27 protein-coding genes are annotated in these 24,762 nt (G+C 68.6%); 9 read left to right on the plus strand and 18 right to left on the minus strand.

The window, feature by feature from the left end; translation table 11 throughout:
* Positions 1 to 79 precede the first annotated feature (79 nt).
* From ACIQTU_RS00680 to ACIQTU_RS00690, 3 genes are all read right to left on the minus strand, one after another.
* Positions 80 to 979 carry an aldo/keto reductase gene (locus ACIQTU_RS00680; RefSeq protein WP_400540839.1) on the minus strand — a complete coding sequence of 300 codons (900 nt, stop codon included), beginning with the start codon at positions 977 to 979 and terminating at the stop codon, positions 80 to 82.
* A gap of 70 nt (positions 980 to 1,049) precedes the next feature.
* On the minus strand, positions 1,050 to 1,682 hold the full coding sequence (maiA, locus tag ACIQTU_RS00685) for a maleylacetoacetate isomerase (RefSeq protein ID WP_400540842.1): 633 nt from the start codon (positions 1,680 to 1,682) through the stop codon (positions 1,050 to 1,052).
* Positions 1,679 to 2,335 carry a fumarylacetoacetate hydrolase family protein gene (locus ACIQTU_RS00690; RefSeq protein ID WP_400540845.1) on the minus strand — a complete coding sequence of 219 codons (657 nt, stop codon included), beginning with the start codon at positions 2,333 to 2,335 and terminating at the stop codon, positions 1,679 to 1,681. The genes maiA and ACIQTU_RS00690 overlap by 4 nt, the downstream gene beginning before the upstream one ends.
* A 155-nt stretch (positions 2,336 to 2,490) precedes the next feature.
* On the opposite strand from ACIQTU_RS00690, the gene ACIQTU_RS00695 reads away from it, so the two are divergent.
* The 3 genes from ACIQTU_RS00695 (at position 2,491) to ACIQTU_RS00705 (ending at position 3,505) form a co-directional block, all read left to right on the plus strand.
* A complete protein-coding gene (locus ACIQTU_RS00695; protein ID WP_400540848.1) occupies positions 2,491 to 2,835 on the plus strand; it encodes a YqjD family protein in 345 nt (114 codons plus the stop codon).
* A 29-nt stretch (positions 2,836 to 2,864) separates the two neighbouring features.
* A complete protein-coding gene (locus tag ACIQTU_RS00700) occupies positions 2,865 to 3,227 on the plus strand; it encodes a hypothetical protein (RefSeq protein ID WP_400540851.1) in 363 nt (120 codons plus the stop codon).
* A gap of 101 nt (positions 3,228 to 3,328) precedes the next feature.
* Complete coding sequence (locus ACIQTU_RS00705; protein WP_400540854.1) at positions 3,329 to 3,505, plus strand: DUF1328 domain-containing protein; 177 nt, start codon at positions 3,329 to 3,331, stop codon at positions 3,503 to 3,505.
* Between the two features lie 64 nt (positions 3,506 to 3,569).
* Here the strand turns inward: ACIQTU_RS00705 and ACIQTU_RS00710 are convergent, their stop codons facing one another.
* The gene (locus tag ACIQTU_RS00710) at positions 3,570 to 4,421 is read right to left on the minus strand and encodes a metallophosphoesterase family protein (protein ID WP_400540857.1); all 852 of its coding nucleotides are present in this window, start codon (positions 4,419 to 4,421) and stop codon (positions 3,570 to 3,572) included.
* Entirely contained in the window at positions 4,421 to 5,350 is a 930-nt protein-coding gene (locus ACIQTU_RS00715) for a diacylglycerol/lipid kinase family protein (protein WP_400540860.1), read from the minus strand. Before ACIQTU_RS00715 ends, ACIQTU_RS00710 begins: the two co-directional genes overlap by 1 nt.
* A 152-nt stretch (positions 5,351 to 5,502) precedes the next feature.
* Here ACIQTU_RS00715 and ACIQTU_RS00720 point away from each other — a divergent pair, with 152 nt between their 5' ends.
* The 4 genes from ACIQTU_RS00720 to ACIQTU_RS00735 all read left to right on the plus strand — a co-directional run bounded on the left by ACIQTU_RS00720 (position 5,503) and on the right by ACIQTU_RS00735 (position 9,435).
* Positions 5,503 to 5,850: a YMGG-like glycine zipper-containing protein gene (locus tag ACIQTU_RS00720; protein WP_400540863.1), complete on the plus strand. Its 348-nt coding sequence runs from the start codon at positions 5,503 to 5,505 to the stop codon at positions 5,848 to 5,850.
* 116 nt (positions 5,851 to 5,966) lie between these two features.
* Positions 5,967 to 6,428, plus strand: coding sequence for an OmpA family protein (locus ACIQTU_RS00725; protein ID WP_400540866.1), 462 nt, complete (start codon positions 5,967 to 5,969; stop codon positions 6,426 to 6,428).
* A 131-nt stretch (positions 6,429 to 6,559) separates the two neighbouring features.
* The gene (locus tag ACIQTU_RS00730) at positions 6,560 to 8,743 is read left to right on the plus strand and encodes a protein-disulfide reductase DsbD family protein (protein WP_400540869.1); all 2,184 of its coding nucleotides are present in this window, start codon (positions 6,560 to 6,562) and stop codon (positions 8,741 to 8,743) included.
* Positions 8,744 to 8,766: 23 nt separating this feature from the next.
* A complete protein-coding gene (locus tag ACIQTU_RS00735) occupies positions 8,767 to 9,435 on the plus strand; it encodes a thioredoxin family protein (RefSeq protein WP_400540872.1) in 669 nt (222 codons plus the stop codon).
* Positions 9,436 to 9,525: 90 nt separating this feature from the next.
* Here ACIQTU_RS00735 and acnB read toward each other — a convergent pair whose 3' ends face one another.
* The 3 genes from acnB to katG form a co-directional block, all read right to left on the minus strand.
* Positions 9,526 to 12,108 carry a bifunctional aconitate hydratase 2/2-methylisocitrate dehydratase gene (acnB, locus tag ACIQTU_RS00740; protein WP_400540875.1) on the minus strand — a complete coding sequence of 861 codons (2,583 nt, stop codon included), beginning with the start codon at positions 12,106 to 12,108 and terminating at the stop codon, positions 9,526 to 9,528.
* Positions 12,109 to 12,299: 191 nt separating this feature from the next.
* Entirely contained in the window at positions 12,300 to 13,187 is an 888-nt protein-coding gene (locus tag ACIQTU_RS00745) for a hydrogen peroxide-inducible genes activator (RefSeq protein WP_400540878.1), read from the minus strand.
* Between the two features lie 99 nt (positions 13,188 to 13,286).
* Positions 13,287 to 15,500 (minus strand): catalase/peroxidase HPI, encoded by a 2,214-nt coding sequence (katG, locus tag ACIQTU_RS00750; protein ID WP_400540881.1) that lies wholly within the window; start codon positions 15,498 to 15,500, stop codon positions 13,287 to 13,289.
* 272 nt (positions 15,501 to 15,772) lie between these two features.
* Here katG and ACIQTU_RS00755 point away from each other — a divergent pair, with 272 nt between their 5' ends.
* Complete coding sequence (locus ACIQTU_RS00755) at positions 15,773 to 16,327, plus strand: peroxiredoxin (protein ID WP_400540884.1); 555 nt, start codon at positions 15,773 to 15,775, stop codon at positions 16,325 to 16,327.
* 180 nt (positions 16,328 to 16,507) lie between these two features.
* Entirely contained in the window at positions 16,508 to 17,041 is a 534-nt protein-coding gene (locus ACIQTU_RS00760) for a carboxymuconolactone decarboxylase family protein (RefSeq protein ID WP_400540887.1), read from the plus strand.
* Positions 17,042 to 17,115: 74 nt separating this feature from the next.
* Here ACIQTU_RS00760 and ACIQTU_RS00765 read toward each other — a convergent pair whose 3' ends face one another.
* From ACIQTU_RS00765 to ACIQTU_RS00810, 10 genes are all read right to left on the minus strand, one after another.
* A complete protein-coding gene (locus ACIQTU_RS00765; RefSeq protein WP_400543690.1) occupies positions 17,116 to 17,535 on the minus strand; it encodes a helix-turn-helix domain-containing protein in 420 nt (139 codons plus the stop codon).
* Positions 17,536 to 17,657: 122 nt separating this feature from the next.
* Complete coding sequence (locus tag ACIQTU_RS00770; RefSeq protein WP_400540890.1) at positions 17,658 to 18,131, minus strand: helix-turn-helix domain-containing protein; 474 nt, start codon at positions 18,129 to 18,131, stop codon at positions 17,658 to 17,660.
* Positions 18,128 to 19,714 (minus strand): apolipoprotein N-acyltransferase, encoded by a 1,587-nt coding sequence (lnt, locus tag ACIQTU_RS00775; protein ID WP_400540893.1) that lies wholly within the window; start codon positions 19,712 to 19,714, stop codon positions 18,128 to 18,130. Before lnt ends, ACIQTU_RS00770 begins: the two co-directional genes overlap by 4 nt.
* Entirely contained in the window at positions 19,711 to 20,166 is a 456-nt protein-coding gene (gene ybeY / locus ACIQTU_RS00780) for an rRNA maturation RNase YbeY (protein ID WP_400540896.1), read from the minus strand. The genes lnt and ybeY overlap by 4 nt, the downstream gene beginning before the upstream one ends.
* Positions 20,166 to 21,158: a PhoH family protein gene (locus ACIQTU_RS00785; RefSeq protein ID WP_400540899.1), complete on the minus strand. Its 993-nt coding sequence runs from the start codon at positions 21,156 to 21,158 to the stop codon at positions 20,166 to 20,168. Before ACIQTU_RS00785 ends, ybeY begins: the two co-directional genes overlap by 1 nt.
* Before the next feature lie 96 nt (positions 21,159 to 21,254).
* Complete coding sequence (gene miaB, locus ACIQTU_RS00790; protein ID WP_400543693.1) at positions 21,255 to 22,610, minus strand: tRNA (N6-isopentenyl adenosine(37)-C2)-methylthiotransferase MiaB; 1,356 nt, start codon at positions 22,608 to 22,610, stop codon at positions 21,255 to 21,257.
* 103 nt (positions 22,611 to 22,713) lie between these two features.
* Positions 22,714 to 23,190, minus strand: a complete 477-nt coding sequence (locus ACIQTU_RS00795; protein WP_400540902.1) for a Fur family transcriptional regulator — start codon at positions 23,188 to 23,190, stop codon at positions 22,714 to 22,716.
* Between the two features lie 37 nt (positions 23,191 to 23,227).
* Positions 23,228 to 23,635, minus strand: coding sequence for a ribosomal protein S18-alanine N-acetyltransferase (gene rimI, locus ACIQTU_RS00800; RefSeq protein ID WP_400540905.1), 408 nt, complete (start codon positions 23,633 to 23,635; stop codon positions 23,228 to 23,230).
* Positions 23,632 to 24,321 (minus strand): tRNA (adenosine(37)-N6)-threonylcarbamoyltransferase complex dimerization subunit type 1 TsaB, encoded by a 690-nt coding sequence (gene tsaB, locus ACIQTU_RS00805; protein WP_400540908.1) that lies wholly within the window; start codon positions 24,319 to 24,321, stop codon positions 23,632 to 23,634. Before tsaB ends, rimI begins: the two co-directional genes overlap by 4 nt.
* A 22-nt stretch (positions 24,322 to 24,343) precedes the next feature.
* Entirely contained in the window at positions 24,344 to 24,712 is a 369-nt protein-coding gene (locus ACIQTU_RS00810; protein WP_400540911.1) for a helix-turn-helix domain-containing protein, read from the minus strand.
* Positions 24,713 to 24,762 lie beyond the last annotated feature (50 nt).

A 24,762-nucleotide genomic window follows, 5' to 3' on the forward strand; every position in this document is an offset into this window, starting at 1 on the left:
ACGGATCGCATCCTTGGCCTCAAGCAGGATCGGCGCGCATCATGCACAGGGCGGCGATGAAAACCGCCGGACCTGTGGATCAGGCGGCGTTGCTGACGTGCAGACGCAGGCGTGAGGCGACGGCGGCGGGGGCCTCGTCCAGGGCCAGGGCGTCCCAGTCGATGTCCGGCTTGGCCGCATGGGAGGCGGCGACGATGGCGCGCAGTTCCGCCGCCGAGGCCACGCTGGCGATGACCGAGGCGACACCGGGCAGGTTGAGGGCATAGGCCAGGGCCGCCTGCATCGGGTCGACCCGCGCCTCGGCCAGACGCCGACGCGTGCGCGACAGGGCCATGCCGTGCGCCGCCAGTTCCGGCGGCAGGCTGTCGCGGTTGGCGAACAGCAGGCCCTGGGCGAAGACCGAGGCCAGATGCACCTCGACGCCCTGGGCGGCCAGCGTCTCGATGATCCCGCCGCGCGCGGCGCGCTGGTCCAGAATATTGCAGGCAAGCTGCACCACGTCGGGCTGGAAGCGGCGGGCCAGCAGGGCCGGGCCGTCCTCGACGGTGGCGACGAAGCCGATCTTGCGGAAGATGCCGCGCTCCTTCAGCGCCTGCAGGCGAGCCCACAGGGCGCGGCCCTCGGCCCCGGCCAGATCGGCGGCGTTCTGCACCAGGACGGCGTCGCCGCGCGGCAGGCCCATGCGTTCCAGCGAGCGACGGGCGCGGGCCTCGACCCGGTCCAGACCGTCGGCCAGGGGCACGGTGCGCACGGTGACGCGGAAGGGCGAGGGGAAGGGCCAGGCCTGACCCAGCAGGCGCTCGACGTCGCCTTCGGGCCGGGTCGCCACCAGACCGACGCCCGCGTCTCCCGCCGTCTGCAGCAGATGGCGCATGGCGTCCTCCCGCTGGCCGGGTGGCAGCGGGCGGGACCGTTCGGGCTCTGTCACCACCGCGATGGCGAGCCGGTCGGCCGGAGAGGGCGGAAGGGCGAATCTCACGACGCCGATATTCAGCGCCAAAGCTTAAGGGAGATTGACCGAAATCAATGCCGTTGGTGAACGAACAGGCTTAATCCGCGTCCGGCTGATTGTCCGGATGCGCCGCGATGAAGGCCGGATGGACTTCGGCCCGCATCTCGATCTCCAGCAGACGCGGAAACGGCGTCAGATCAACGTTGAAGCGCCGCGCCGAATAGATCTGCGGAATCAGGTAGCAGTCGGCCAATGTCGGGGCGCCGCCGAAGCACCAGCTCTCGCCGTGACGCGTCACCAGGGCCTCCAGTGCGGCGAAGCCGTCGAGGATCCAGCGCCCGGCCCAGGCGTCGACCCTCGCCTGATCGGCGCCCAGGTCGCGCACCGCCTTCAGCACCCGCAGATTGTTCAGCGGATGGATGTCGCAGCCGATCAGGGCCGCCATGGCCCGCACCACCGCGCGGTCGGCGGCGTTCGACGGCAGCAGGGCGGGGGTCAGATGCGTCTCCTCCAGCCATTCCAGAATGGCCGGGCTCTGCGTCAGGACCTGACCGTCATCGGTCTCCAGCGCCGGGACCAGGCCCTGGGGGTTCAGCGCCAGATAGGCGTCCGACTTCTGCGCCCCTGTGCGCAGATCGACCGGCGCCGTGTCGTAGGCCAGCCCCTTGAGGTTGAGGGCGATACGGGTGCGATAGCTGGTGCCCGAGCGCCAATAGCCGTGCAGGATCATGGTTTCACCGTGAAACTGAGCGAGGCCAGGCCGTCGATGCGCGCCTCGACCCGGTCGCCGGGCGCCAGAGACCCGACGCCCTCGGGCGTGCCGGTGAAGATCAGGTCGCCGGGCTGCAGGGCCCACAGCTCGTTGGCCTTGGCCAGAATCCCGGCCGGGTCCCAGATCATGTCCGACAGGCGGCCTGACTGACGCGTCTCGCCGTTGACCTTCAGTTCGATCGCCGCATCCGGGTCGGGCAGGGCGCCCAGCGTCAGGGCGCCGCAGGGGGCCGACTGGTCAAAGGCCTTGCCCGCCTCCCACGGCCGCCCCTTGGCCTTCGCTTCCGATTGCAGATCGCGCCGCGTCAGATCGACGCCGACGGCCCAGCCCGCGATGGTCCCGGACTCGCCGACGGCGAGAACCAGCTCGACCTCGTGATGCAGGTTGGCGGTCGCCGAGGGATAGGCCGGATCGGCGCCGTCCACGACCAGGGCGTCAGCGGGCTTGGCGAAGAAGAAGGGGGCGGGCTTCGACGGGTCCGCCCCCATTTCACGGGCGTGGGCGGCGTAGTTCTGACCCACGCACAGGATGCGCCGTACCGGGAAACGTCGATCATCGCCAACGATCGGAAGCGAGGGCATGGGGGCGGGCGGGAACAGCCATTGGGTCATGACGTTGTTCTAGGACGACCTCTTGAGCGACGCCATAAGGCGATTGCGCCACGCCTTGGCTTGCGGCTTGGCAGGAACCTTGGTCGTCGGTGTGGCGTTCGGGGCGGGGGTTCTCTATTTAATCGTCAAGCTTACACAGAAGCGGAGCGCGCATCATGGCCACGACCAAGGCTCGGGAAGACATCAAGAACGACCTGAAGACCCTCAAGGAGGATCTGAAGACCGGCGCGCGCGAGGAAACGCAGCGCCTGAAGGAAAAGGCCGCCGCCGCAGAGGCCCGCCTGCGCGAGCAGGGCGACGAGCTGCGCGAAAAGGCCCGCGGCTACTACGACGACGCCCGCGTGCGCGGCCGCGAGTACTATGACGACGCCGCCGAGCGCTTCGAAGAAGCCCAACGCTATGTCGTTGAACGCGTTCAGGAACGCCCGGTGCAGTCGACCGCCATCGCCCTCGGCGTCGGCTTCGTCCTGGGCCTGCTCATCGCCGGTCGCCGCCGCTGATGTTTGGGCGGGGGCTGATCAATCGCGCGGTGGCGACCTTCGTCGCCGCCGGCGCGGGCTTCGTGGCCATGGTCGCCCTGGGGGCCACGGTCTATTATCTGCTGGCGTTGGTCGTCGTGCCTCTGGCGGCGGCGGCCATCACCTCGGCCATCTTTGCGGTCATCGCCCTGATCGTCGCCCTGGTCTTCGTGCGCCGCGCGCACGGCGAGGACGAGGAAGAGGAGCAGGAGCCGGAAAGCCTGGGCTTGCGCGCCTTCCACCTGTTCCAGGAACGCCCGCTTCTGGGCGTGGCGGCGGCCCTGGCCGGCGGTTTCATCTTCCTGCGCAATCCGGCCCTGGCCACCATGGTGGCGGCGGCCTTTACGGAAAAGAGCCGGCCGCGCCGCCGATAGAAGGCGGAACGGCCAAGCCTCCGGGACGTTGAATAATCAGGCGGGGCCGTCGGCGAGACGCGCCGATGGTTCCGCCCCTATCAACAATGGGAGGACCGTCCATGCTTCGTTGGGCCATCATCTTCTTCATCATCGCCCTGGTCGCAGCCGTGCTCGGCTTCGGCGGCATCTCGGGCATGTCGTTCGAGATCGCCAAATTCATCGCCATCATCGCCGTGATCCTGTTCGTGGTCTCGCTGGTGGTGGGCGGCATGCGCGGACGCGGTCCGCGAGTCTGACGTCGCGTTTCACGTGAAAAACAAAAGGCCCCGTCGCTCCGTCGGGGCCTTTTCGTATCCGCCTTCAAGTGACGGCGGCTTCCATCTCGCCGGGCGTCTCGGGATCGGGCGCGGTCTCGACCCGACGCGTGTCCTGACGACGCGGCAGACGCCAGGTCTGATGATCCTCGAACCGATGGCCGGTCCAGACCACCGCCGTAACGACGATCTCCTTCGCGTCCCATTCAATACGGTTGAAGCTGGGCGGCGCCCCCCGCTCACGGTGCGACAGGGTCCCGCAGCCGATGGCGTAGGAGCAGCGGTCCGACAGGTCGATCCCTAGCGCAAACGGCACATGGACGTGGCCGGTCGCGATCAGGTCCACCCCGGCCTCGGCAAAGATCAGGGCCGCCCGATCACCGCGCTTGACCTCGCCGGTCATGGGCGCGCCGATCATCTCGATCAGTGGATGGTGGCAGGCCAGGATGCGCAGCGCCCCGATCGGCGCGTGGCGCAGGGCCTCGGCCGCGCGCCGCGTCTGCTTCAGGTCGATTACCCCCTTGGACCAGTTGGGCCGGGCCTGCCAGCCGCGCGCCGTGGTGACGCCGCGCACCATCAGGTCAGGGCGCTTGAACTCATGATCATGCGCGGGGTGGCCGGTGGCCCGCTCGAAGGCCCGCCAGGGCCAGAACAACCGCGCCATCACGTCCCAGTAGGGCACGTCGTGATTGCCCACGGTGACGAAGACCGGCTGGGGCATGGCCCGGATCCACTCGCCCGCCGCCGCGAACTCCGCCGGAAAGCCCTGCTGGGTGATGTCGCCGGTGATCAACACCAGATCGTGCGGCGTGGCGTGGGCGTAGTCGAGCGCGGCGGCGACAGCGTGGACATGTTCGCACCCGAAATGCACGTCCGAGAACTGGAGCACCCGCCCCATCAGACGCTGTCTTCCCCTGCCGGCGGCAGCGGGGCCAGGGCCATGAAGGCGCGCGGCAGGAAGCCGATGCTGGCGTCGCGGCCCAGCAGCATGGGCTCACCGTCGATCACCGCCGGGATCTTCGACCGGGCCGAGACCGTGACCCAGCGTGCTGGCCGGGTCGTCACATTGGGATCATGACGCCAGTCGTCGAACAGGGCCCGCGCCGCCAGACGAAAGGCCTGGGCCGCGTCGGCCGGATTCATCGCCGCCGCCTCCAGGCCCACGGGCGCGTCCATGACCCGCGAGATCATCGGGCTGATCAGGACCAGAGCCTCGGCCGGGCGCTTGCGGGCGCCGTCGAGACTGTAGCGGATACGGCCGGTGAAGGCCCGCTTCAGCGCCCGACGCGCATGGGCCCAGGCCTGTTTCACTTTGCCGGTGCGGATGGCTTCGCGCGCCGGCGCCCACAGGGCGGGCGAGCCGAGGATGGCGGCGCAATAGAAGGCCTCCCCCTCGACCACCCCGCCGGCGACCGGCTGAGGCGCGCCTTCCTCCAGGGCGCGGCGCAGGGCCAGCTTCCAGTCCGCCGTGCCATACAGGGCCTTGGGCAACATGTTCATGGTGCCGCCGGGCAGGGGGGCGACGAGCGGCCCCTTGGCGCCCGCGCGCGCGGCGACCGAGCGGGCAGTGCCGTCTCCGGCCAGGACGAACAGGGCGTCGGGGGCCTCGGCCAGGGCGGCGTCGATCTGTTCGACGATCCGTCCGCCTTCCAGCGCCGTCACCGTGGCGGCGCAGTCATAGTCCGCCAGCAGGGTCTCGACCTCGGCGACGGCGCCCGGCCCCACGCTGCCCGACAACGGATTGACCAGAACGGTCACCCGGTTCAGCGCCGCATGGGGTGTCAGCGGCCGACGTTCGGCGGCGGCAGGCGTAGCGGTATCGATCATGAAGCGGCGAACGTGCAGCGTCCGCCGATGTTCCCAGACCAGCGCCCCGTGAACAAAATAATGTGAAGCTTGTCGTCCAGCCTCGGAACCGCCGCCTTTGCGCGGCGTTCTTCAGGCTTCAGGGGAGCCCCCTCGGGATGAAGGACAGATCCATGAACAAGGCGATCATCGCCATCGCCGGCGCCGGCCTTCTGGTCACCGCCTGCGCCAGTGACCCGTATTACGGCGGCGGCAACGACCAGGCCGTGCGCCAGGGCGCCATCGGCGCAGGCATCGGCGCGGTCGCCGGCGCCATCATCGGCAACAATGTCGGCGGCGGCAATGCAGCCACCGGCGCGGCCATCGGCGCCCTTGCCGGCGGCGCCGCCGGCGCCATCCGCGGCTCCAACCAGGACCGCAACAACCAGCAGCGCTATCGCGACAATCAGGGCCGCTATTACTACTGCTACGATAACCGCCAGACCGAGTGCTACTGGGAGAATGGTCAGCGCCGTTACTAAGGCGCTGGCGCCCGAAGGATTTTCGGGTCAGGCTCAAGGGGCGGTCCGTTGGTGCGGGCCGCCCCTTTTGCTGTCTTGAAATGCGCGCCCGGGGCTGGGCGCTGGTCGAGGGCTGAATGATGAAACCAATCCTTCCTATCGTTGTCGCCGGGCTGAGCCTGATGCTGCTGGCCGGCTGCTCCACGCCCGGCGCCTACAAGACGCGCAGCGAGCTGGTCAGCGACCCTGCCGCTTGCGGGGCCAAGCGGTTCGAGGTCTATTTCGATCAGGACCAGGCCCGCCTGACGACCGCCGCGCGCGAGGCCATCGGACTGACCGCCACCCAGCTGCAGGGCTGTGATATCACCAGGGTTCAGGTCCTGGGTCTGGCCGACGCCCGGACCGGCACAGCCGCCTCGAACCAGTCCCTGTCCGAGCGCCGCGCCCGCTCGGTGGCCGAGGCTTTGGCCGGGGTCGGCCTGCCCGCCCCCGCCTTCGAGGTCGCAGCCGCCGGCGCCGAGGGCGCCGTGGTCAACGGCGTCAACGACCCCCTACGCCGCCGCACCGAGGTGGTGATCGAGGCCCAGCCCCGGCGCTAGGCCTTCCCGGGGCAAGGCTTCCCACGGGGCTGCGTCAGCGCGCCCTGCCTGCGACGACGCGGGGCGGTGGCTGTCGGGCAGTAGGGCGGTTAAGGTCGGCGCCTGTTCTCCATCGCCCGGTGTCTTTCCCTTTGCGTCTTCTCGCCGCCCTTCTCGTCTGGCTGACCTTCGCCGCCTCGGCGGTCGCCGCCCCGGATCAGGCGGCGCTGGATCGCGCCCTGAAGGCGGGCGCCGCCCCGGTCGCCGCCGGGCCGCAGCGCACGGAACGGATCGAGGCCGAACTGGTCCCCATGAGCGCCTGGGCCACGCCCGGTTCGACCGCCGTCGTCGCCGTGCGTCAGAAGATCAAGCCCGGCTGGCACACCTACTGGCGCAACCAGGGCGATTCCGGCGGCCCGACGACGCTCAACTGGAGCCTGCCCGACGGCGTCGTCCCCGGCGACATCCTGTGGCCCCTGCCCGAGCGCCAGCGGCTGCAGAGCCTGATGAACTACGGCTATTCGGACGTGGTCTTCCTGCCCGTGCCGCTTCAGGTCCCGGCCTCGGCGCAAGCCGGCCAGACCCTGGCCTTGCGCGTCACCGCCCACTTCTACGTCTGCAGCGACGAGATGTGCGTGCCCGAGGACCTCGACCTGGCCCTCAACCTGCCGGTACGCGACGGCGCCGCCCCGCTGGACCCGCGCTACGGCCAGGCGATTCAGGCCGTGCTCGCCTCCGCTCCTCGCCCCACCGGGATCGAGGCCCGCGCCGTCTTCGCTGACGGTCAACTGACTCTGACCGCCGTCGGCGGCCCGCTGGCGGGCGCCGCGCCGAAATGGGCCTACTTCTTCCCCTTCGAGGGCGGGGTCATCGACCACGCCGCCGCCCAGACCGGCCAGCGCGGCCCGCAGGGCCTGACCCTGAGCCTCACTCCCGGACGCGGCCTGACCACCAACGGCCTGAAACCGCCGCTGGCCGGGATCCTGTCGACCGACCTCGGCGCCTGGGAGATTTCGGCGGATCAGGGCGCGACTCTGCCCGGCGCCTCGGGCGAGGGCGTCATCGGCGACGGCGAGGCGACGCAAAAGTCCGTCCCCGCCACGACGACCGCCGCCTTCCTTCAGGCCGCTCTGTTCGCCCTGCTGGGCGGGCTGATCCTCAACCTCATGCCCTGCGTCTTCCCCATTCTGGCGATGAAGGCGGCGGCGCTCAGCCGCTCGGCGCATGAACCGGCCGAGGCCCGCCGCGACGGTCTGGCCTTCCTCGCCGGCGTGCTGGCGACCTTCCTCGTGCTGGCCGGGGCGCTTCTGGCCCTGCGCGCGGGCGGCCAGGCCCTGGGCTGGGGCTTCCAGTTGCAGTCGCCCGGCGTGGTCGCGGCGCTGTCCCTGCTGATGCTGGCCGTGGCTCTGAACCTGTCGGGCGTCTTCCATGTTGGCGCGGGGCTGCAGGGCGCCGGCCACGGGCCGCTGGCGCGCCTGCCGGGCGCGGCGGGGGCCTTCTTCACCGGGGTTCTGGCCGTAGTTGTGGCCGCCCCCTGCACCGCCCCCTTCATGGCCTTCGCCCTCGGCGCCGCCCTGCTGATGCCCTGGCCTATGGCGCTGGCGGTCTTCCTCATGCTCGGCCTCGGTCTGGCCCTGCCCTATGTCCTGATCAGCCTTAGCCCGCGCCTGCTGTCGCGCCTGCCCAAGCCGGGGCCATGGATGGAGACGCTCAGGAACCTGCTGGCCTTCCCCATGTACGGCGCCGCCCTGTGGCTGGCCTGGGTCTATGGCCGCCAGACTTCTGACGCGCTCGCCCTGCTGTTTGGCGCGGGTCTGATGCTGGGCCTGGCCCTGTGGCTCTATGGCCGTTCGCAAGCCGCCCCCGGCAAGGGCCGCATCGCCGCCATCGCCGCCGTCCTGTCCCTGATCGCGGCGCTCGGCCTCGGCGTCCTGGCCGCCCGCGCTGCGCCGGCTTCGGGCGACGCCGCCGCCTCATCCTCAAACCATCTTCAGTCGCAGCCCTGGTCGGAGCAGGCCGTGCAGGCCGCTCTGGCCGAGGGCCGACCGGTTTTGGTCAACTTCACCGCCGACTGGTGCGTCACCTGCAAGATTAACGAAGGCGCGGCCCTGTCCTCGCCCCGCACCGCCGACGCGCTGCAGGCGGCGAACGCCGTCTATATGGTCGGCGACTGGACCCGCCGTGACGACGCCATCACCGCCGAATTGCAGCGCCATGGCCGCTCAGGCGTGCCGCTCTACCTGCTCTACACGCCGGGTCAGGCTGAACCGCGTATCCTGCCGCAACTTCTGACCGAGGGCCTGGTCGTCGACGCTCTGGAAAAGGCCGCCCCCTGAGTTTCACTGAAGGAGACCATCCGATGATCCGTATGCTGACCGTCGCTTCCGCCTCGCTTCTCCTGCTCGCCGCCTGCCAGCAACAGCCCGCCGCGGCGCCCGACAAGTCCGCCCCCGTCGCGACCGAAACGGCCGCCGTCGTCGGTCCGGGCGACCTCGCGCCCGCCTTCACCCTGGTCGACGCCAAGGGCGTCCAACGGTCGCTGGCCGACTTCAAGGGTAAGACAGTGGTGCTGGAGTGGACCAACGAGGGCTGCCCCTTCGTGAAGAAGCACTACAGCGGCGCCATGCAGGCCCTGCAGCGCGACGCGACCGCCGACGGCGTGGTCTGGCTGACCATCATCTCCTCGGCGCCGGGAACTCAAGGCTTCGTGGAAGGCGAAGACGCGCGCGCCTGGAAAGAAAAACACAAGGCGGCCTTCACCCATCTGCTGCTCGATCCTACCGGCGAGGTGGGCAAGCGCTATGACGCCAAGACCACGCCCGACATGCGCATCATCGATCCCGAGGGCCGTCTTGTTTACGTCGGCGGTATCGACGACAGGCCGACCAACAAGGTCGAGGACCTTGAAGGCGCCCACAACTTCGTCCGTGTCGCCCTGGCTGAGGCCAAGGCTGGCCGCCCCGTCCAGACCGCCTTCGCCCAGCCCTACGGCTGCTCGATCAAATACGCAGAGACTGTCGCGAACTGATCGCTCCAGCGCGCCCTTCCCGACAGATGGCATGAAGAAGGGCCGGCGGATCGCTCCGCCGGCCCTTCTCATTTCAGACTGCCGTCCGCCTTACTCGGCGGCCACGCGATCCGCGTATTCGGGGATCTGGTCGAAGTTCATATAGCGATAGACCTCGTCGCGGTCGGCGTCGATGACGCCCATCTCGGCCATGTATTCAGCCACGGTGGGGATGCGGCCCATCTTGGAGGCGACGGCGGCCAGCTCGGCCGAGGCCAGATAGACGTTCGAGCCCTTGCCCAGACGGTTGGGGAAGTTGCGGGTCGAGGTCGAGACCACGGTCGCGCCTTCCTTCACCTGGGCCTGGTTGCCCATGCACAGCGAGCAGCCCGGCATCTCCATGCGGGCGCCGGCGCCGCCGAGGGTCGAGTAATGCCCCTCCTTGGTCAGCTCGGAGGCATCCATCTTGGTCGGCGGGGCCACCCACAGACGGGTCGGGATGTCCTTCTTGCCCTTCAACAGCAGCGAGGCGGCGCGGAAGTGGCCGATATTGGTCATGCAGGAGCCGATGAAGACCTCGTCGATCGGGGTCTCCTGCACCGCCGACAGCAGTCGCGCGTCGTCGGGGTCGTTGGGGGCGCACAGGATGGGCTCCTTGACGTCCGCCAGGTCGATCTCGATGACGTGGGCGTATTCGGCGTCGGCGTCGGCTTCCAGCAGGTTGGGCGCGGCCAGCCAGGCCTCCATGGCGTCGATGCGGCGCTGCAGGGTGCGGGCGTCGGCGTAACCATCGGCGATCATGTTCTTCATGAGCACGATGTTCGAGGTCATGTACTCGACGATGGGCTCCTTGTTCAGCTTGACGGTGCAACCCGCCGCCGAACGCTCGGCCGAGGCGTCGGTCAGTTCGAACGCCTGCTCCACCTTCAGGTCCGGCAGGCCCTCGATTTCAAGGATTCGACCCGAGAACTCATTGACCTTGCCCGCCTTGGCCACCGTCAGCAGGCCCTGCTGGATGGCGTAGTAGGGGATGGCGTGGACCAGGTCGCGCAGGGTGATGCCGGGCTGCATTTCGCCCTTGAAGCGGACCAGGATCGACTCCGGCATGTCCAGCGGCATGACGCCGGTGGCGGCGCCGAAGGCCACCAGGCCCGAACCGGCCGGGAAGGAGATGCCGATGGGGAAGCGGGTGTGGCTGTCGCCGCCGGTGCCGACGGTGTCCGGCAGCAGCAGGCGGTTCAGCCAGGAGTGGATCACGCCGTCGCCGGGACGCAGGGCCACGCCGCCGCGATTGGAGATGAACTGCGGCAGTTCGCGGTGCGTCTTGACGTCGACCGGCTTGGGATAGGCGGCGGTGTGGCAGAAGGACTGCATCACCATGTCGGCCGAGAAGCCGAGGCAGGCCAGGTCCTTGAGCTCATCGCGCGTCATCGGCCCGGTCGTGTCCTGCGAGCCGACCGTGGTCATGCGCGGTTCGCAATAGGTGCCGGGACGGATGCCCTGGCCCTCCGGCAGACCGCAGGCGCGGCCGACCATCTTCTGGGCCACGGTGAAGCCCTTGCCGCTGTCCTCGGGGGTGACCGGCAGGCGGAACTCGGTCGAGGCGGGCAGGCTCAGGGCCTCGCGGGCGCGGGCGGTCAGCGAGCGGCCGATGATCAGGTTGATGCGGCCGCCGGCCTGAACCTCGTCCAACAGGACCTGCGACTTCAGCTCGAAGTCGGCGATCTTCTGGCCGTCCTTCTCGATCTTGCCCTCATAGGGATAGATGTCGATGACGTCGCCCATGTTCAGGCCGGTCACGTCGACCTCGATCGGCAGGGCGCCGCTGTCTTCCTGGGTGTTGAAGAAGATCGGGGCGATCTTGCCGCCCAGGGTCACGCCGCCGAAGCGCTTGTTCGGCACGAAGGGGATGTCCTGGCCGGTGGCCCAGATGACGCTGTTGGTCGCCGACTTGCGCGACGAACCGGTACCGACCACGTCGCCGACATAGGCGACCAGATGGCCCTTGGCCTTCAGGTCCTCGATGAACTGCATCGGGCCGCGCACGCCGTCCTGTTCCGGCGTGATGCCCGGACGCGCGTTCTTCAGCATGGCCAGGTAGTGCAGCGGAATGTCGGGGCGCGACCAGGCGTCGGGCGCCGGCGACAGGTCGTCGGTGTTGGTCTCGCCGGTCACCTTGAAGACGGTGACGGTGATCTTGTCGGCGACCTTGTCGCGCGAGGTGAACCACTCGGCCTCGGCCCAGGACTTCAGCACGGCCTGGGCGTTGGCGTTGCCGCCCTTGGCCAGTTCGGCGACGTCGTGGAAGAAGTCGAACATCAGCAGGGTCTTCTTCAGACCCTCGGCGGCGACGGCGCCGACCACCGCGTCGTTCAGCAGGTCGATCAGCGGCTTGACGTTATAGCCGCCCACCATGGTGCCCAGCAGCTCGGTGGCGCGTTCGCGCGACAGCGACGGCACGGCGAAGTCGCCATGGGCCACGGCGGACAGGAAGGAGGCCTTGACCTTGGCCGCGTCGTCCACGCCGGGCGGCACGCGATGGGTCAGCAGGTCCAGCAGCTCCTGCTCGGCGACGCCGGCGGGCGGCGCCTTGATCAGCTCGATCAGGTCGGCGGTCTGCTCGGCCGACAGCGGCAGCGGCGGAATGCCCAGGGCCGCGCGTTCGGCGACGTGAAGACGATAGGTTTCGAGCATGAGCGGCCTTCCTTGGTCCAGTCGCGACATGACTGGCCCGTCGGCCCGCCAAAACCGCGGGTGGCCTTTCCCACATAAGGATCAGGGTCGCAAGGGAAGGGGGCCGGTTCGGCCTTCGACCTCCGTCGTAGGGGGCGCTGACCAGCCTGGCCAATGAGAGCGGCGCTAGAAGGCCCCGGCGCCTCGCCACTTCAGTCCAGCTTGAGCGCCTCGGCCAGCAGGCGGGCCTCGGCGGCGCGGCTGGAGCCGGCGCGCCAGGCGACGACGATCTCGCGGCGGGGGGCGTCGGCGGAGATGGGGCGGACAACGACGCCGGGGTTGTCGGCCAGACCCGCCTGCACCGCCATCTGCGGCAGGAAGCTGACGCCGAGCCCTGAGGACACCATCTGCACCAAGGTGTGCAGGGAGGTGGCGGCGAAGACGTCCTCGCCGCGCGGAGCCTCGATGTTGACGGCGGCCAGGGCCTGATCGCGCAGGCAGTGGCCGTCCTCCAGCAGGATCAGGTCGTCGGCCTTGAGCATCCCCTCGGGGATGGGGCCGGCGCCCGCCAGCGGATGGCCGACCGGGGCGGCGGCCAGAATCTCGTCGTCGCCGATGCGGGCGTGATCGATGCCCGGCGCCTCATAGGGCAGGGCGATGACGGCGGCGTCCAGCTGGCCTGCCTTCAGCCCGGCGATCAGGCGCGGGGTCAGGTCCTCGCGGATGAAGAGGCGCAGGGCCGGAAAGCGGTCGCGCAGACCGGGCAGGGCGCGCGGCAGCAGAAAGGGGGCGACGGTAGGAATGATCCCCAGGCGGAACCGACCCGACAGGGGCTTGCCCGCATTCCTGGCCGCCTCGACCAGATCCTCGGTGCGGGCCAGGACGTCCTCGGCGCGCTTGACCGCCTCGGCGCCGACGGCGGTCAGCTGGACCGCGCCGCGCGTGCGCTCCACCACCGGCGCGCCCAGGATCTTCTCCAGTTCCTGAACCCCCGCCGACAAAGCCGGCTGGCTGACATGGGCGGCCTCGGCCGCACGGCTGAAGGAGGCGTGCTCGGCCAGGAGCTTGAGATAGTGGAGCTGTCGCAGGGTGGGGAGCATTCGCCCCACATAGGCGCGCCCTATGGTGTTTTCAAAGACAATCGAAACCATTGATGAGGAAAGGCGCCGCGAGCCAACCGGCCCGCGGCGCTTCTCGCGCTAGTTCAGATCGAACCGGTCGGCGTTCATGACCTTGGTCCAGGCCGCGACGAAGTCCCGAACAAACTTCGCGCCCGCATCGGCCGAGGCGTAGACCTCGGACAGGGCGCGCAGCTGGGCGTTGGAGCCGAACACCAGATCGGTGCGGGTGGCGGTCCACAGCTCCTCGCCGGTTGCGCGGTCATTGCCGGTGAAGACCTCGTCGGCGCTGTCGTTGACCTGTTTCCAGCCGGTCTTCATGTCCAGCAGATTGACGAAGAAGTCGTTCGACAACACGCCCGGCCGGTTGGTCAGGACGCCGTGGGTCGAGCCGCCGTGGTTGGCGCCCATCACCCGCAGACCGCCGACCAGCACCGTCATTTCCGGCGCGGTCAGGTCCAGCAGCTGGGCCCGGTCGATCAGCAGTTCCTCGGTCGGGACGTTGAAACGGACCTGCAGATAGTTGCGGAAGCCGTCGGCGCGGGGCTCCAGCACCTTGAAGCCGTCGACGTCGGTCTGCTCCTGCGAGGCGTCGGTGCGGCCCGGCGTGAAGGGAACGGCCACATCGTGACCGCCGGCCCGGGCCGCCTGCTCGACGCCAACCACGCCGCCCAGGACGATCAGGTCGGCCATGGAGACGTTCAGGCCGGACGCCGCCTTGATGTCCTCATAGACCTTGAGGATCCGGGCCAGCCTGGCGGGTTCGTTGACGTCCCAGTCCTTCTGCGGGGCCAGGCGCAGGCGTCCGCCGTTGGCGCCGCCGCGATAGTCCGAGCCGCGATAGGTGACGGCCGCGGCCCAGGCCGTCGCGGCCAGATCAGCGACCGACAGACCCGAGGCCTTGATGCCGTCCTTCAGAGCGCTGACGTCGGCGTCCGACAATTGCGGCCCCGTGTGCGCCGGGATCGGGTCCTGCCAGATCAGGTCCTCGGCCGGAACGTCCGGGCCCAGGTAGCGGGCCTTGGGCCCCATGTCGCGGTGGGTCAGCTTGAACCAGGCCCGAGCGAACTGGTCGCCGAAATAGGCCGGATCGGCGCGGAACCGCTCCATGATCGGGCGATAGATCGGGTCGACCTTGAAGGCCATGTCGGCGGTGGTCATCATCGTCGGCACGCGCTTGCCCGGGGTGTGGGCGGCGGGGGCCAGGGTCTCCGGCGGATTGCCCACCGGCTGCCACTGCTTGGCGCCCGCCGGACTGCGGACCAGCTCATAGTCGTGGTCCAGCAGCATGTCGAAATAGGTCATGTCCCAGGTGATCGGCGTGGGCGTCCAGGCCCCTTCGATGCCCGAGGTGATGGTGTGGTCGCCGATGCCGCTCTCGTGGCCCGAGATCCAGCCGAGACCCTGCTGGGCGATGTCCGCGCCTTCCGGAGCGACGCCCACCTTGGAGGCGTCGCCGGCGCCATGGGCCTTGCCGAAGGTGTGTCCCCCGGCGGTCAGGGCGGCCGTCTCCTCGTCGTTCATGCCCATGCGGGCGAAGGTCTCGCGGATGTCGCGGGCCGAGGCCAGGGCTTCGGGGACGCCGCCGGGGCCTTCCGGGTTCACATAGATCAGGCCCATCTGGATGGCGGCCAGCGGGTCTTCCAGCACCATGCCCTTGTCAGGCTGGATGCGGGTCTGGTTCCCCTCTTCGTTGACCCAGCTTTCCTCCGTGCCCCAGTAGACGTCCTTCTCGGGTTCCCAGACGTCGGCGCGACCGCCGCCGAAGCCGAAGATCGGCCCACCCATGCTTTCAATGGCGACATTGCCGGCCAGGATCATCAGGTCGGCCCAGGACAGCTTGGCGCCGTACTTCTGCTTGATCGGCCACAGCAGGCGGCGCGCCTTGTCCAGGTTGCCGTTGTCCGGCCAGGAGTTGAGCGGGGCGAAACGCTGCTGCCCCGCGCCGGCGCCGCCACGCCCGTCGCCGGTGCGATATGTGCCGGCCGAGTGCCAGGCCATGCGGATGAAGAAGGGGCCGTAGTGGCCGTAGTCCGCCGGCCACCAGGGCTGACTGTCGGTCATCAGGGCGGTCAGGTCGCGCTTCACCGCCGCCAGGTCCAGGGACTGGAAGGCCGCGGCGTAGTCGAAGTCGTCGCCCATCGGGTCGCCCGTCTTGCCCTGCTGATGCAGGATGTCCATCGACAGCTGATTGGGCCACCAGTCGCGGTTGGTGCGTCCCAGAAGCGAACGCAGCGCGCCCGGCTCCTTGTTCGGATCGTGGAGAGGGGTGGGGCCGCCTGCTTGTCCGTCCATGACTTTCCTCCTGTTCGGCAGATTATGCTCGAGCCTACGCCCGGTTCCGCACCGAAGGAAAATCGATTAACTTTGGGATCACCAGCAAGAAAACTTATGGCTAGGCTCGACAACCGAGCCTAGCCTGCAGCCGCCCATCCATAACAAAAATCTATTCGTCTTTGTGAAATCATCGATTTGACTTCCGTCGCCCCACGTCCCATCTGAGGTCCATCGGCGATGCACCTCCCTGCGGCGCCGGAAGTCTTACATTGTCAGAATGGAGCTCCACTATGCTGGGCGTCGGTCAAAAACTGCCTGAATTCAAGATCACTGGCGTGAAGCCGGGCTTCAATAGCCATGAAGAAAACGGCGTTTCGGCCTTCGAAACCGTCACGCAGGACAGCTTCGAGGGCAAGTGGAAGGTCATCTTCTTCTACCCGAAGGACTTCACCTTCGTCTGCCCGACGGAAATCGCCGCCTTCGCCAAGCTGGGCAAGGATTTCGAAGACCGCGACACCGTCGTGCTCGGCGGTTCGACCGACAACGAGTTCACCAAGCTGGCCTGGCGCCGTGACCACGCCGACCTCGACAAGCTGCCGATCTGGCAGTTCGCCGACTGCGGCGGCAAGTTCGCCCGTGAGCTGGGCATCCTGGACGAAGAAAACGGCGTCGCCCTGCGCGCCACCTTCGTCGTGGACCCGCACAACGTCGTCCAGCACGTCTACGTCACCAACCTGAACGTCGGCCGTTCGCCGGAAGATACCCTGCGCGTCGTCGACGCCCTGCAGACCGACGAGCTGTGCGCCTGCAACCGCCCGGTCGGCGGCGAGACCCTGGCCGCCTAAGTACTGGCCAAGGAAGGCCCGGACCGCGTTCGTATGGTTCGGGCCGCCCCTCTCGAAGAGGCGGCGGCGGGCGACTGTCGCCGCCTTTTTCATGCCCGACGCCCAGCCCTGACAGGGCGCGTCGGCAACCCCTATATTGTATCCGGCGCAAGCGGCGCCGTTGAGCAGAAGGAAGTCCCCATGTCCATCGACGCCCTGCGCGACCTCATCCCGGCCTATGGCAAGGACATCTCGCTGAACCTGTCGTCGCTCGCCAACGAGACCGTGCTGAACGACCAGCAGAAGTGGGGCTGCTTCCTGGCCTCCGCCCACGCCATCGGCGTCGCCCCGGCCGTCAAGGCCATCGAGGCTGCCGCCGCCGCCGTCCTGACCCCCGAAGCGATGAACGCCGCCAAGGCCGCCGCCGCCATCATGGGCATGAACAACATCTACTATCGCTCGCTGCACCTGATGAAGAACAACGAGTACACGACCCTGCCGGCCAAGCTGCGCATGAACGTCATCGCCAATCCGGGCGTCGAGAAGCTGGACTTCGAGCTGTGGTCGACCGCCGTCTCGGCCATCAACGGCTGCGGCGCCTGCCTCGACGCCCACGAGGGCGAACTGCGCAAGCACGGCGTGCCGAACGTGCAGGTCCAGGCCGCCCTGCGTATCGGCGCCGTGGTTCACGCCGCCAGCCGCATCGTCGCCTCGGAATCCGCCCTGGCGAGCTGATCCGCAGGCGCCACCAGACAGCAAAAAGGCGCGGAGCGTTCCGCGCCTTTTTCAATTCCGGTCTGACCCGATCTTCAGCCCTTGTCGGCGGGGCTCTCGTGACCGGCCATCTCGCGCATCATGTCCAGGATCAGCTTCTGCTGACGCACCGACAACTGCGGGGCCAGCCGGCCGATCTCGATGCTCTGCCGCGTCGTGGGGAAGTCATGGACAAAGGCTTCGCCCTCGCCTTCGGCCATGCCCGGTTGAGGCGTCGTCAGCCCTTCGAAGAAATAGCCGATATCCACCTTGAAGAAGCGGGCGATGTCCCAGAGCTTGGAGGCCGAGATGCGGTTGGCGCCCTTCTCGTACTTCTGGATCTGCTGGAAGGTCAGGCCGAGCGCCCGGCCCAGATCGCTCTGATTATAGCCCAGGGCGATCCGCTTCTCGCAAACCCGCCGTCCCACATGACGATCGACCGGATGAGGACCGTCCTCTGCAGAGCCTCTGACCATCATGCGTTCTCGTCAAAAAATACGCCGAACTCGATTACTCAATTGTCTCGAAATGCGACGGATAGCCAGCGGTGTCACGACAATTCGCGTAACGGGCGTGCTCGGGTCCCGGCAACAGTTCCTCAGTTCTCATCCTCAAGCTTCAAGGCGCGAAGCACGGCGAGGGCGGTGCGTTGGCGCGCTTCCGGCAATTGCCGTGCTACGGCGCCGATCCTCTGCACCAGAACGCCCGAGCTTTCGAGCGGCGCCGGATCGGCAGGATCGTGCCGTTGAGAGGGATCGTGAGCGCTGTAGGGACGTTGCGGTTCGGGGAGGGGAACAAAGGCTGAAGCAGGCTTGGCCGGCGCAAAGGGCTGGTCCCGGAACATCGCCTCAACCTCGATCTTCATGGCCTCGCAAAACTGCCAAAGCCGTGCGGCGGGCAGACGATTCGCCCCGCTTTCATGACGCCCCCATTGGTTCGTAGAGATCCCTAGCCTACGCGCCATCTCGGCCTGGGTCAGGCCATGGTTCTCACGAATAGAGCGCAGGCGGGCGCCCAGCGGAACGTCGATATGACGTGTGCTCAGTGGATCATCGTCTTCTCTAGCAGTCATGCTCGCTTCTTGCGCCTTCCCCACGACAGGCCGCCCGCCAGCATCGAGACCAGCAACAGGCCGAACAGGCCGTCGCCCCAGCGCCCGTAAGGGGTCGGCGGCGCCGGTTCGGGCAGGCGCACGTCGATGACGCCGGCGTGGCCCGGGTCCAGCCGCTTACCGTCGATCACCCGGCCCCAGGGATCGATCATGGCCGAGACCCCGGTCGGAGTGGCCCGAGCAATGGGCAGGCCCGTCTCGATGGCGCGATAGCTGGCCAGGTTCAGGTGCTGGCGCGGGCCGGAGGTGGCGCCGAACCAGGCGTCGTTGGAGACGTTGACGATCCAGGCCGGACGGCCCGCAGCATTGGCCGGAGTGAAGCCCGGATAAAGGCTTTCGTAGCAGATCAGCGGCTGCACGCTGGGCGCATTGACCAGGCTGATCGGCGCGGGCTTGGGGCCGGCGCTGAAGTCGGACGGAACATGGACCAGGCTGCGCACGCCGATCCGACTCATCAGACGCCCCATCGGCAGGTATTCGCCGAACGGCACCAGACGGTGCTTGTCGTAGATGGCGCCGATCCGCAGCCCCGCGACGCCCTCGTCGTTCAAGGCGAACAGGCTGTTGTAGTAGCGCGCGCCGCCCTCGGCGCGCGGGTCGGCCTCGCCACGGCTGATGCCCATCAGCAGGGTCTGGCCTGTCTGCAGGGCGCCGGCGATGGCCTGGGCGTCGGGCGAGTTGAAGACGTCGTTGGCGGTGGCGGGCAGGGCGCCCTCGGGCCAGACCACCACGTCAGGAATCGCCGCGCCCGGCTGGGCTGTCAGCGCCACATAACGGTCGACGATGGCCTGATAGGCCTCAGGGCTCCATTTGGATTCCTGCGGAATGTCGGCCTGGACCAGACGCACCAGGGTCGGTCCGTCGACGCGCTCGGCCGACGACAGGCGCAGGGCGCCGAAGGCGAACAGGCCTGCTAGAACCGCGACGCCCAGACCGGCCGCGATCAGGCGCGAACGACGCGGTCCCGTGTCAACCAGCAGCCCCAGCGCCGAAACCGCCGCCAGCGTCACCAGCCCGAGACCATAGACCCCCGCCACGGAGGCGAACTGCGACATGGCCGATCCCGCCTGCCAGGCGGCGCCGGTCGGGTTCCACGGAAAGCCCGTCAGGACATGGCCGCGCAGCCATTCCAGCAGGGCGAACAGGGACGCGAACAGCAGGACGCGCCGGGCATCCTGCGATGAAAAGCGACGATAGAGAGCCGTGGCCGCGCCGAAGAACAGCCCCAGCCCCATGGGCAGCAGGCTGGCGGCGAAGGGCGCCATCCAGGCCTGGTCCTTGTTGACCAGAAAGGCCTCGGCCACCCACCAGCAGCCGATAAAGAAGTAGGCGAAACCGGCCAGCCAACCGACCCAGAAACCGCCCTTCACCGTGCGCGAGCGCTCAGCCAGCAACATCAGCAGGGGGTAGCCGAGCAGGCCCGGCAGGATCCCGAACGGCGGATGGGCCAGAGCGGCGCCCGCGCCCGCCAGCAGGGCCAGGGCGATGCGGCCCCAGCGGTTCGTCAGCACGCCTCCCCAAAGGGCCGACACACGCTGGTTCATGCAGTCGCCTCATGTTCGGCTTGGTAGGGATCGGCGACGCCGAGCGACGCCAGGATCTCGCGCTCCTCGGCCTCCATCTCCTCGGCCTCGGCGTCGTCCTCATGGTCGCGCCCCAGCAGGTGCAGCACGCCGTGGACGACCAGATGGCTCAGATGGTCCGACAGGCTCTTGCCCTGGGTCTGCGCCTCCGCGGCGCAATAGGCGTAGCCCAGCACCACGTCGCCCAGGTGCGGGAAGGCGCTCTCGGCGGCGGGGAAGGACAGGACGTTGGTCGGCCGGTCCTTGTCGCGAAAACGCTGGTTCAGATCCTGAACCCCCGCGTCGTCGGTCAGCAGCAGGACCACATCGCCCTCGACTGTCCCCAGCGTCGCCGTCGCCGCGCGCAGGACCAGGTCTTCCGCGTCCGGCAGCGCAGCCATCCAGGCCGCGTCCTCGACTTCGATCTCGATCATCAGTCTTCGTCCTCGAGGTCGGGCAGGGGGCGGTTGCGCGCGGAATCAGCGTCATAGGCGCGCACGATGCGCTCGACCATGGCGTGGCGCACCACGTCCTCGGCCTTGAAGGCCTGAACCCCCACGCCCTTCACGTCTTTCAGGATACGCAGGGCGTGGCTGAGCCCGGAATCACGTGGGTTCAAAAGGTCGATCTGCGACGGGTCGCCGGTGACCACCATGCGCGCGCCCTCGCCCAGACGGGTCAGGACCATCTTCATCTGCAGCCGCGAGGTGTTCTGCGCCTCGTCGACGATGATGAAGGCGTGGCTCAGGGTGCGACCGCGCATGAAGGCGATGGGGGCGGCTTCGATCTCGCCCTTCTCGCGGCGGCGACGCACGTCCTCGACGCCGAGAATGTCGTTCAGGGCCTCCCAGATCGGGGCCAGATAGGGATCGACCTTCTCGTTCAGATCGCCCGGCAGAAAGCCCAGCTTCTCGCCCGCCTCGACCGCCGGACGGGTGATGACCAGTCGGTCCACCTGTCCGCGCCGCAGCAGGGAGGCCCCATAGGCCGCCGCCAGGAAGGTCTTGCCCGTGCCCGCCGGCCCGACGCCGAAGGTCAGTTCGCAACGGCTGAGCAGGTCCAGATACCGGGCCTGGGCCGCCGTCTTGGGGGCGATGGCGCCGCGCCGACCGACGGGCAGGGCTACGGCGTCCGGCACGACCCGGCCGTGGTCCGGCCGTGGCTGCGACACGGCAGCGCCCAGGGCCATGCGCACGTCGGCCTCGGTGATCTCGGCGCCCGTATCCGCCCGCGTCGCCAGAACGACAACGACCCGCTTGGCCTGGGCCCGATCCCGCGCCGAGCCGTTGATGGAGACGCCGCCGCCGGGCGCCTCGACCAGCACCTTGAAGGCGTCCTCGATCAAGGCGACGTGACGGCTGTTGGGACCGATCACGGCTCGCAACGCCTGATCGCTCAGGGACAGGAATTCGGACTCTCGCGCCATAGGTATCCTTTTTAGGGTCCCTATCGTCTCGCCCGCGGGGCGAGACTGCTTGAGGGACACAGTGCCAGTAATCCGCCTCGGCGGCGGCGTGTCGAGTTAGATAGTGCGTGGATCGGCCAAACGCCCGTTCAGGCTGTTCTGGGCGCCGCTGAGGATCTCGACCTGCACGATCTGACCCAGCAGGTGATCGGCGCCCTCGACGTGAACCGACTGCAGATAGGGCGAACGGCCGATGGCCTGACCGGCGTAGCGGCCCTTCTTCTCGAACAGGACGTTCAGGGTCTTGCCCGCCTGGGCGGCGTTGAAGGCGGTCTGCTGTTCGAACAAAAGGGCCTGCAGACGCTGCAGACGTTCCAGTCCGACCTTCTCCTCGATCTGGCCCGGCATGGTGGCGGCGGGCGTGCCAGGTCGCGGCGAATAGACGAAGCTGAAGGCGCCCGCATAATTCACCTGACGCACCAGATCGAGGGTGTCCTCGAAGTCGCGATCCGTCTCCCCGGGGAAGCCGACGATGAAGTCGCCGGCGATGGCCATGTCGGGCCGCGCCGCGCGGATGCGGGCGATCAGGTCGATGTACTTCTGACGCCCGTGCTTGCGGTTCATCAGCCGCAATACCCGGTCAGACCCGGCCTGAACCGGCAGATGGAGATAGGGCATCAGGGCGTCCAGATCGGCGTGGGCGGCGATCAGGTCGTCGCTCATGTCGTTGGCGTGGCTGGTGGTGTAGCGGATGCGATCCAGACCCGGGATCTCGGCCAGGGCATAGGCCAGACGCGCCAGGGTATACGGCTTTCCGTCCGGTCCCTCGCCGTCATAGGCGTTGACGTTCTGGCCCAGCAGGGTGACCTCGCGCACGCCCCGATCGGCCAGGGCGCGGGCCTCGGCCAGCACCGCCGCGACCGGACGCGACCACTCGGCGCCGCGCGTATAGGGGACGACGCAGAAGGTGCAGAACTTGTCGCAACCCTCCTGCACCGTCAGGAAGGCGGTCGGACCGTCGCCGCCGCGTGCAGCGGGCAGGGCGTCGAACTTCTCATGCGGGGCGAAGTCGGCGCCGATGCGCTCGCCGCGCGCCCGCGCCGTGCGGGTCAGCAGTTCCGGAAGCTGGTGGTAGGCCTGGGGTCCGACCACCAGATCGACCGCCGGCTGGCGCTTCATGATCTCCTCGCCCTCGGCCTGGGCAACGCAGCCGGCCACGGCGATGGTCATGCCGCCGTCGCCACGCGCCACCTTGCGCTCACGCATCTGCTTCAGCTTGCCGAGCTCGGAATAGACCTTCTCGGCGGCCCGTTCGCGGATGTGGCAGGTGTTGAGGATGACGAAATCGGCGCCTTCCGGCGCGTCCGTCGTGGCATAGCCCAGCGGGCGCAGGACGTCGGCCATGCGCTCGCTGTCATAGACATTCATCTGACAGCCGTAGGTCTTGATGAAAAGGCGTTTGGGCGCAGCCATCTGGGCCACGCCGTCCGCCGTCTCTACGGGCTTTTCGAGCGTATCGGTCATGCCCGGCTTATGATCGCCGAAGCCGACGACGGCAAGGCGAGCGGACGCAGGCTCAGCTGTCCGTGGGCTCCACGCGCGCGGCGTGACGCTTGTAGATCAGGCCTTCGCGCTCGCCCGGCTCGACGCCCTCGATCGAGTGGCCGTAAAGCTCCAGCTTGTGGCCGACCAGTTCGAAACCCAGGCGCTTGGCGATCTCGGTCTTCAGGCGCTCGATCTCGGCGTCGAAGAACTCGATGACCTCGCCGGTCTTGGTGTCGATCAGGTGATCGTGGTGGTCGTCGCCGGCTTCTTCGTAGCGGCTGCGACCGTCGCCGAAGTCGTGCTTCTCGACCACGCCCGCCTCTTCGAACAGGCGCACGGTGCGATAGACGGTGGCGATCGAGATATGCGGATCGATGGCGGAGGCGCGGCGATACAGCTCCTCGACGTCAGGGTGATCCTCGGCCTGCGACAGCACGCGGGCGATCACGCGCCGCTGCTCAGTCATACGCATGCCGCGGTCGGCGCAAAGTTTCTCGATCCGTTCCATGCGCCGGAAGATAGGCTGAGCCGTCGCCTTATGGAAGCTATCGAGAAAAGTTCAGCGCCAGCACCAGAGCGTCCTCGCGGCATCCATCCGGACGCGCATAATATCCGCGACGACGCCCCGCCTCGGTGAACCCTGTGCGGGCGTAGAGGGCGCGGGCGGCGGCATTGTCCTCGGCCACTTCCAGGAACATGCGCTCGGCCCCCAGCGCCGCCGCTCGGACCACGGCGGCCTCGACCAGGCGTCGGCCCAGCCCGCCGCGCCGGGCGGACGTCCGCACGGCCAGGGTCAGGATCTCGGCCTCGTCAGCCACGACGCGGATCAGGATGAAGCCGTCATCTTCCGCCACCGCGAAGACCCCTGGCGAGGCCAGCAGAGCCGACAGGCTGGCGGCGTCCCACGGGGTCTCGAAGGCCTCGGCGTGGAGGGCGGCGAGGGTGTCGGTCACGATGCGGCGGGCGGGCGCGGCTGGCCCGGCAGGCGGCTAGGCGGGGTGGCGTCGGGCGCGCGCAGATAGAGGGGACGGGGCAGGGCGTTCGCCGGATCGGCGGCGGCGGTCAGCCCGGCCAGGGCCTCAGGCGTCGGCGCCGCCAGCGGCTCCAGCACGGCATCTCCGAGCCGATCAGGGAAGGTCTCTCTCAGGATCTGGACGCCCGATCCGACCAGGGTCGGTGCGGCCCCCGCCGCCGCCTCGAGAATGCGTTCAAGGGCGACGTCCAGCGGCAGGGCCTCGGCCACGCCCAGGGCGACGCCGTCGCGGAACAGGCGCGCATAGACCTGGCCCCGGCGGGCGTCGATGACGGCGGCGACCAGCCCCCCGGCCTCGACCGAGGCGACGAGGGCGTCCAGCGTCGAGACGCCGACGACCGGACGATCCAGCGCCGCGCCCAGACCCTGGGCAAAAGCCATACCGACGCGCAGGCCGGTGAAGGAGCCCGGCCCCACAGTGACGCCGATCCGGTCCAGCGCGCCGAAGCCGCCACCCGCATCCGCTACAGCGTCGCGGGTCATGCCGGCCAGCCGCTCCTGATGGCCCTTGGTCATCAGTTCGGTGCGCAGGCCCAGCAGGCGCCCGTCCTCGACCACTGCGGCCGAACAGGCGCCCAGCGCCGTATCCACGATCAGAACTCTCATCGCGGCCTTCCTATCGCCGCCGTCAGGCCGAGGCCAGCGCCTCGACCACTCGCGTCACCGCCTGACGCACCGCCGGGTCGGCGATGCGCGGAAAGGCCTCGGCCAGGGCGCGGCCGTCCGCCGTCGCCGTCAGGTCCCGCAAACCCGCGACCGGGTCGACCGCGTCTGGCCGCGCCGGAAAGAAGTCGGCCACGGAACAGCCCAGGGCCGTCGCCACCTGATGCAGGCGCGAGGCCGAGACCCGGTTGGCGCCCTTTTCGTATTTCTGAACCTGCTGAAAGCTGACGCCCAGCTGGACGGCCAGCGCCGTCTGCGACAGACCGAGCGCGGATCGGCGCGCCGCCATCCGTCCGCCCACGACGGCGTCGATATCCTGAGTGCGGCGGTTCATGGGCGTCGTCTCCCTGATGATGGAGGGAGAGTTTCACAGGATCCAATGAA

The sequence above is a fragment of the Brevundimonas sp. NPDC090276 genome (assembly GCF_044772165.1).
Lineage (GTDB): Bacteria > Pseudomonadota > Alphaproteobacteria > Caulobacterales > Caulobacteraceae > Brevundimonas.

Bases quoted from the DNA above. Each gene is read 5' to 3' on its own strand.
- ACIQTU_RS00725 (WP_400540866.1), top strand. From the start codon at position 5,967: ATGATGAAACCAATCCTTCCTATCGTTGTCGCCGGGCTGAGCCTGATG.
- miaB (WP_400543693.1), bottom strand. From the start codon at position 22,610: ATGGCTGCGCCCAAACGCCTTTTCATCAAGACCTACGGCTGTCAGATG.
- katG (WP_400540881.1), bottom strand. From the start codon at position 15,500: ATGGACGGACAAGCAGGCGGCCCCACCCCTCTCCACGATCCGAACAAG.
- ACIQTU_RS00720 (WP_400540863.1), top strand. From the start codon at position 5,503: ATGAACAAGGCGATCATCGCCATCGCCGGCGCCGGCCTTCTGGTCACC.
- ACIQTU_RS00810 (WP_400540911.1), bottom strand. From the start codon at position 24,712: ATGAACCGCCGCACTCAGGATATCGACGCCGTCGTGGGCGGACGGATG.
- ACIQTU_RS00770 (WP_400540890.1), bottom strand. From the start codon at position 18,131: ATGACTGCTAGAGAAGACGATGATCCACTGAGCACACGTCATATCGAC.
- ACIQTU_RS00690 (WP_400540845.1), bottom strand. From the start codon at position 2,335: ATGACCCAATGGCTGTTCCCGCCCGCCCCCATGCCCTCGCTTCCGATC.
- ACIQTU_RS00710 (WP_400540857.1), bottom strand. From the start codon at position 4,421: ATGGGGCGGGTGCTCCAGTTCTCGGACGTGCATTTCGGGTGCGAACAT.
- ACIQTU_RS00745 (WP_400540878.1), bottom strand. From the start codon at position 13,187: ATGCTCCCCACCCTGCGACAGCTCCACTATCTCAAGCTCCTGGCCGAG.
- ACIQTU_RS00765 (WP_400543690.1), bottom strand. From the start codon at position 17,535: ATGGTCAGAGGCTCTGCAGAGGACGGTCCTCATCCGGTCGATCGTCAT.
- ACIQTU_RS00735 (WP_400540872.1), top strand. From the start codon at position 8,767: ATGATCCGTATGCTGACCGTCGCTTCCGCCTCGCTTCTCCTGCTCGCC.
- ACIQTU_RS00795 (WP_400540902.1), bottom strand. From the start codon at position 23,190: ATGGAACGGATCGAGAAACTTTGCGCCGACCGCGGCATGCGTATGACT.
- ACIQTU_RS00705 (WP_400540854.1), top strand. From the start codon at position 3,329: ATGCTTCGTTGGGCCATCATCTTCTTCATCATCGCCCTGGTCGCAGCC.
- ACIQTU_RS00785 (WP_400540899.1), bottom strand. From the start codon at position 21,158: ATGGCGCGAGAGTCCGAATTCCTGTCCCTGAGCGATCAGGCGTTGCGA.
- tsaB (WP_400540908.1), bottom strand. From the start codon at position 24,321: ATGAGAGTTCTGATCGTGGATACGGCGCTGGGCGCCTGTTCGGCCGCA.
- ybeY (WP_400540896.1), bottom strand. From the start codon at position 20,166: ATGATCGAGATCGAAGTCGAGGACGCGGCCTGGATGGCTGCGCTGCCG.
- maiA (WP_400540842.1), bottom strand. From the start codon at position 1,682: ATGATCCTGCACGGCTATTGGCGCTCGGGCACCAGCTATCGCACCCGT.
- ACIQTU_RS00695 (WP_400540848.1), top strand. From the start codon at position 2,491: ATGGCCACGACCAAGGCTCGGGAAGACATCAAGAACGACCTGAAGACC.
- ACIQTU_RS00760 (WP_400540887.1), top strand. From the start codon at position 16,508: ATGTCCATCGACGCCCTGCGCGACCTCATCCCGGCCTATGGCAAGGAC.
- lnt (WP_400540893.1), bottom strand. From the start codon at position 19,714: ATGAACCAGCGTGTGTCGGCCCTTTGGGGAGGCGTGCTGACGAACCGC.
- ACIQTU_RS00715 (WP_400540860.1), bottom strand. From the start codon at position 5,350: ATGATCGATACCGCTACGCCTGCCGCCGCCGAACGTCGGCCGCTGACA.
- ACIQTU_RS00755 (WP_400540884.1), top strand. From the start codon at position 15,773: ATGCTGGGCGTCGGTCAAAAACTGCCTGAATTCAAGATCACTGGCGTG.
- acnB (WP_400540875.1), bottom strand. From the start codon at position 12,108: ATGCTCGAAACCTATCGTCTTCACGTCGCCGAACGCGCGGCCCTGGGC.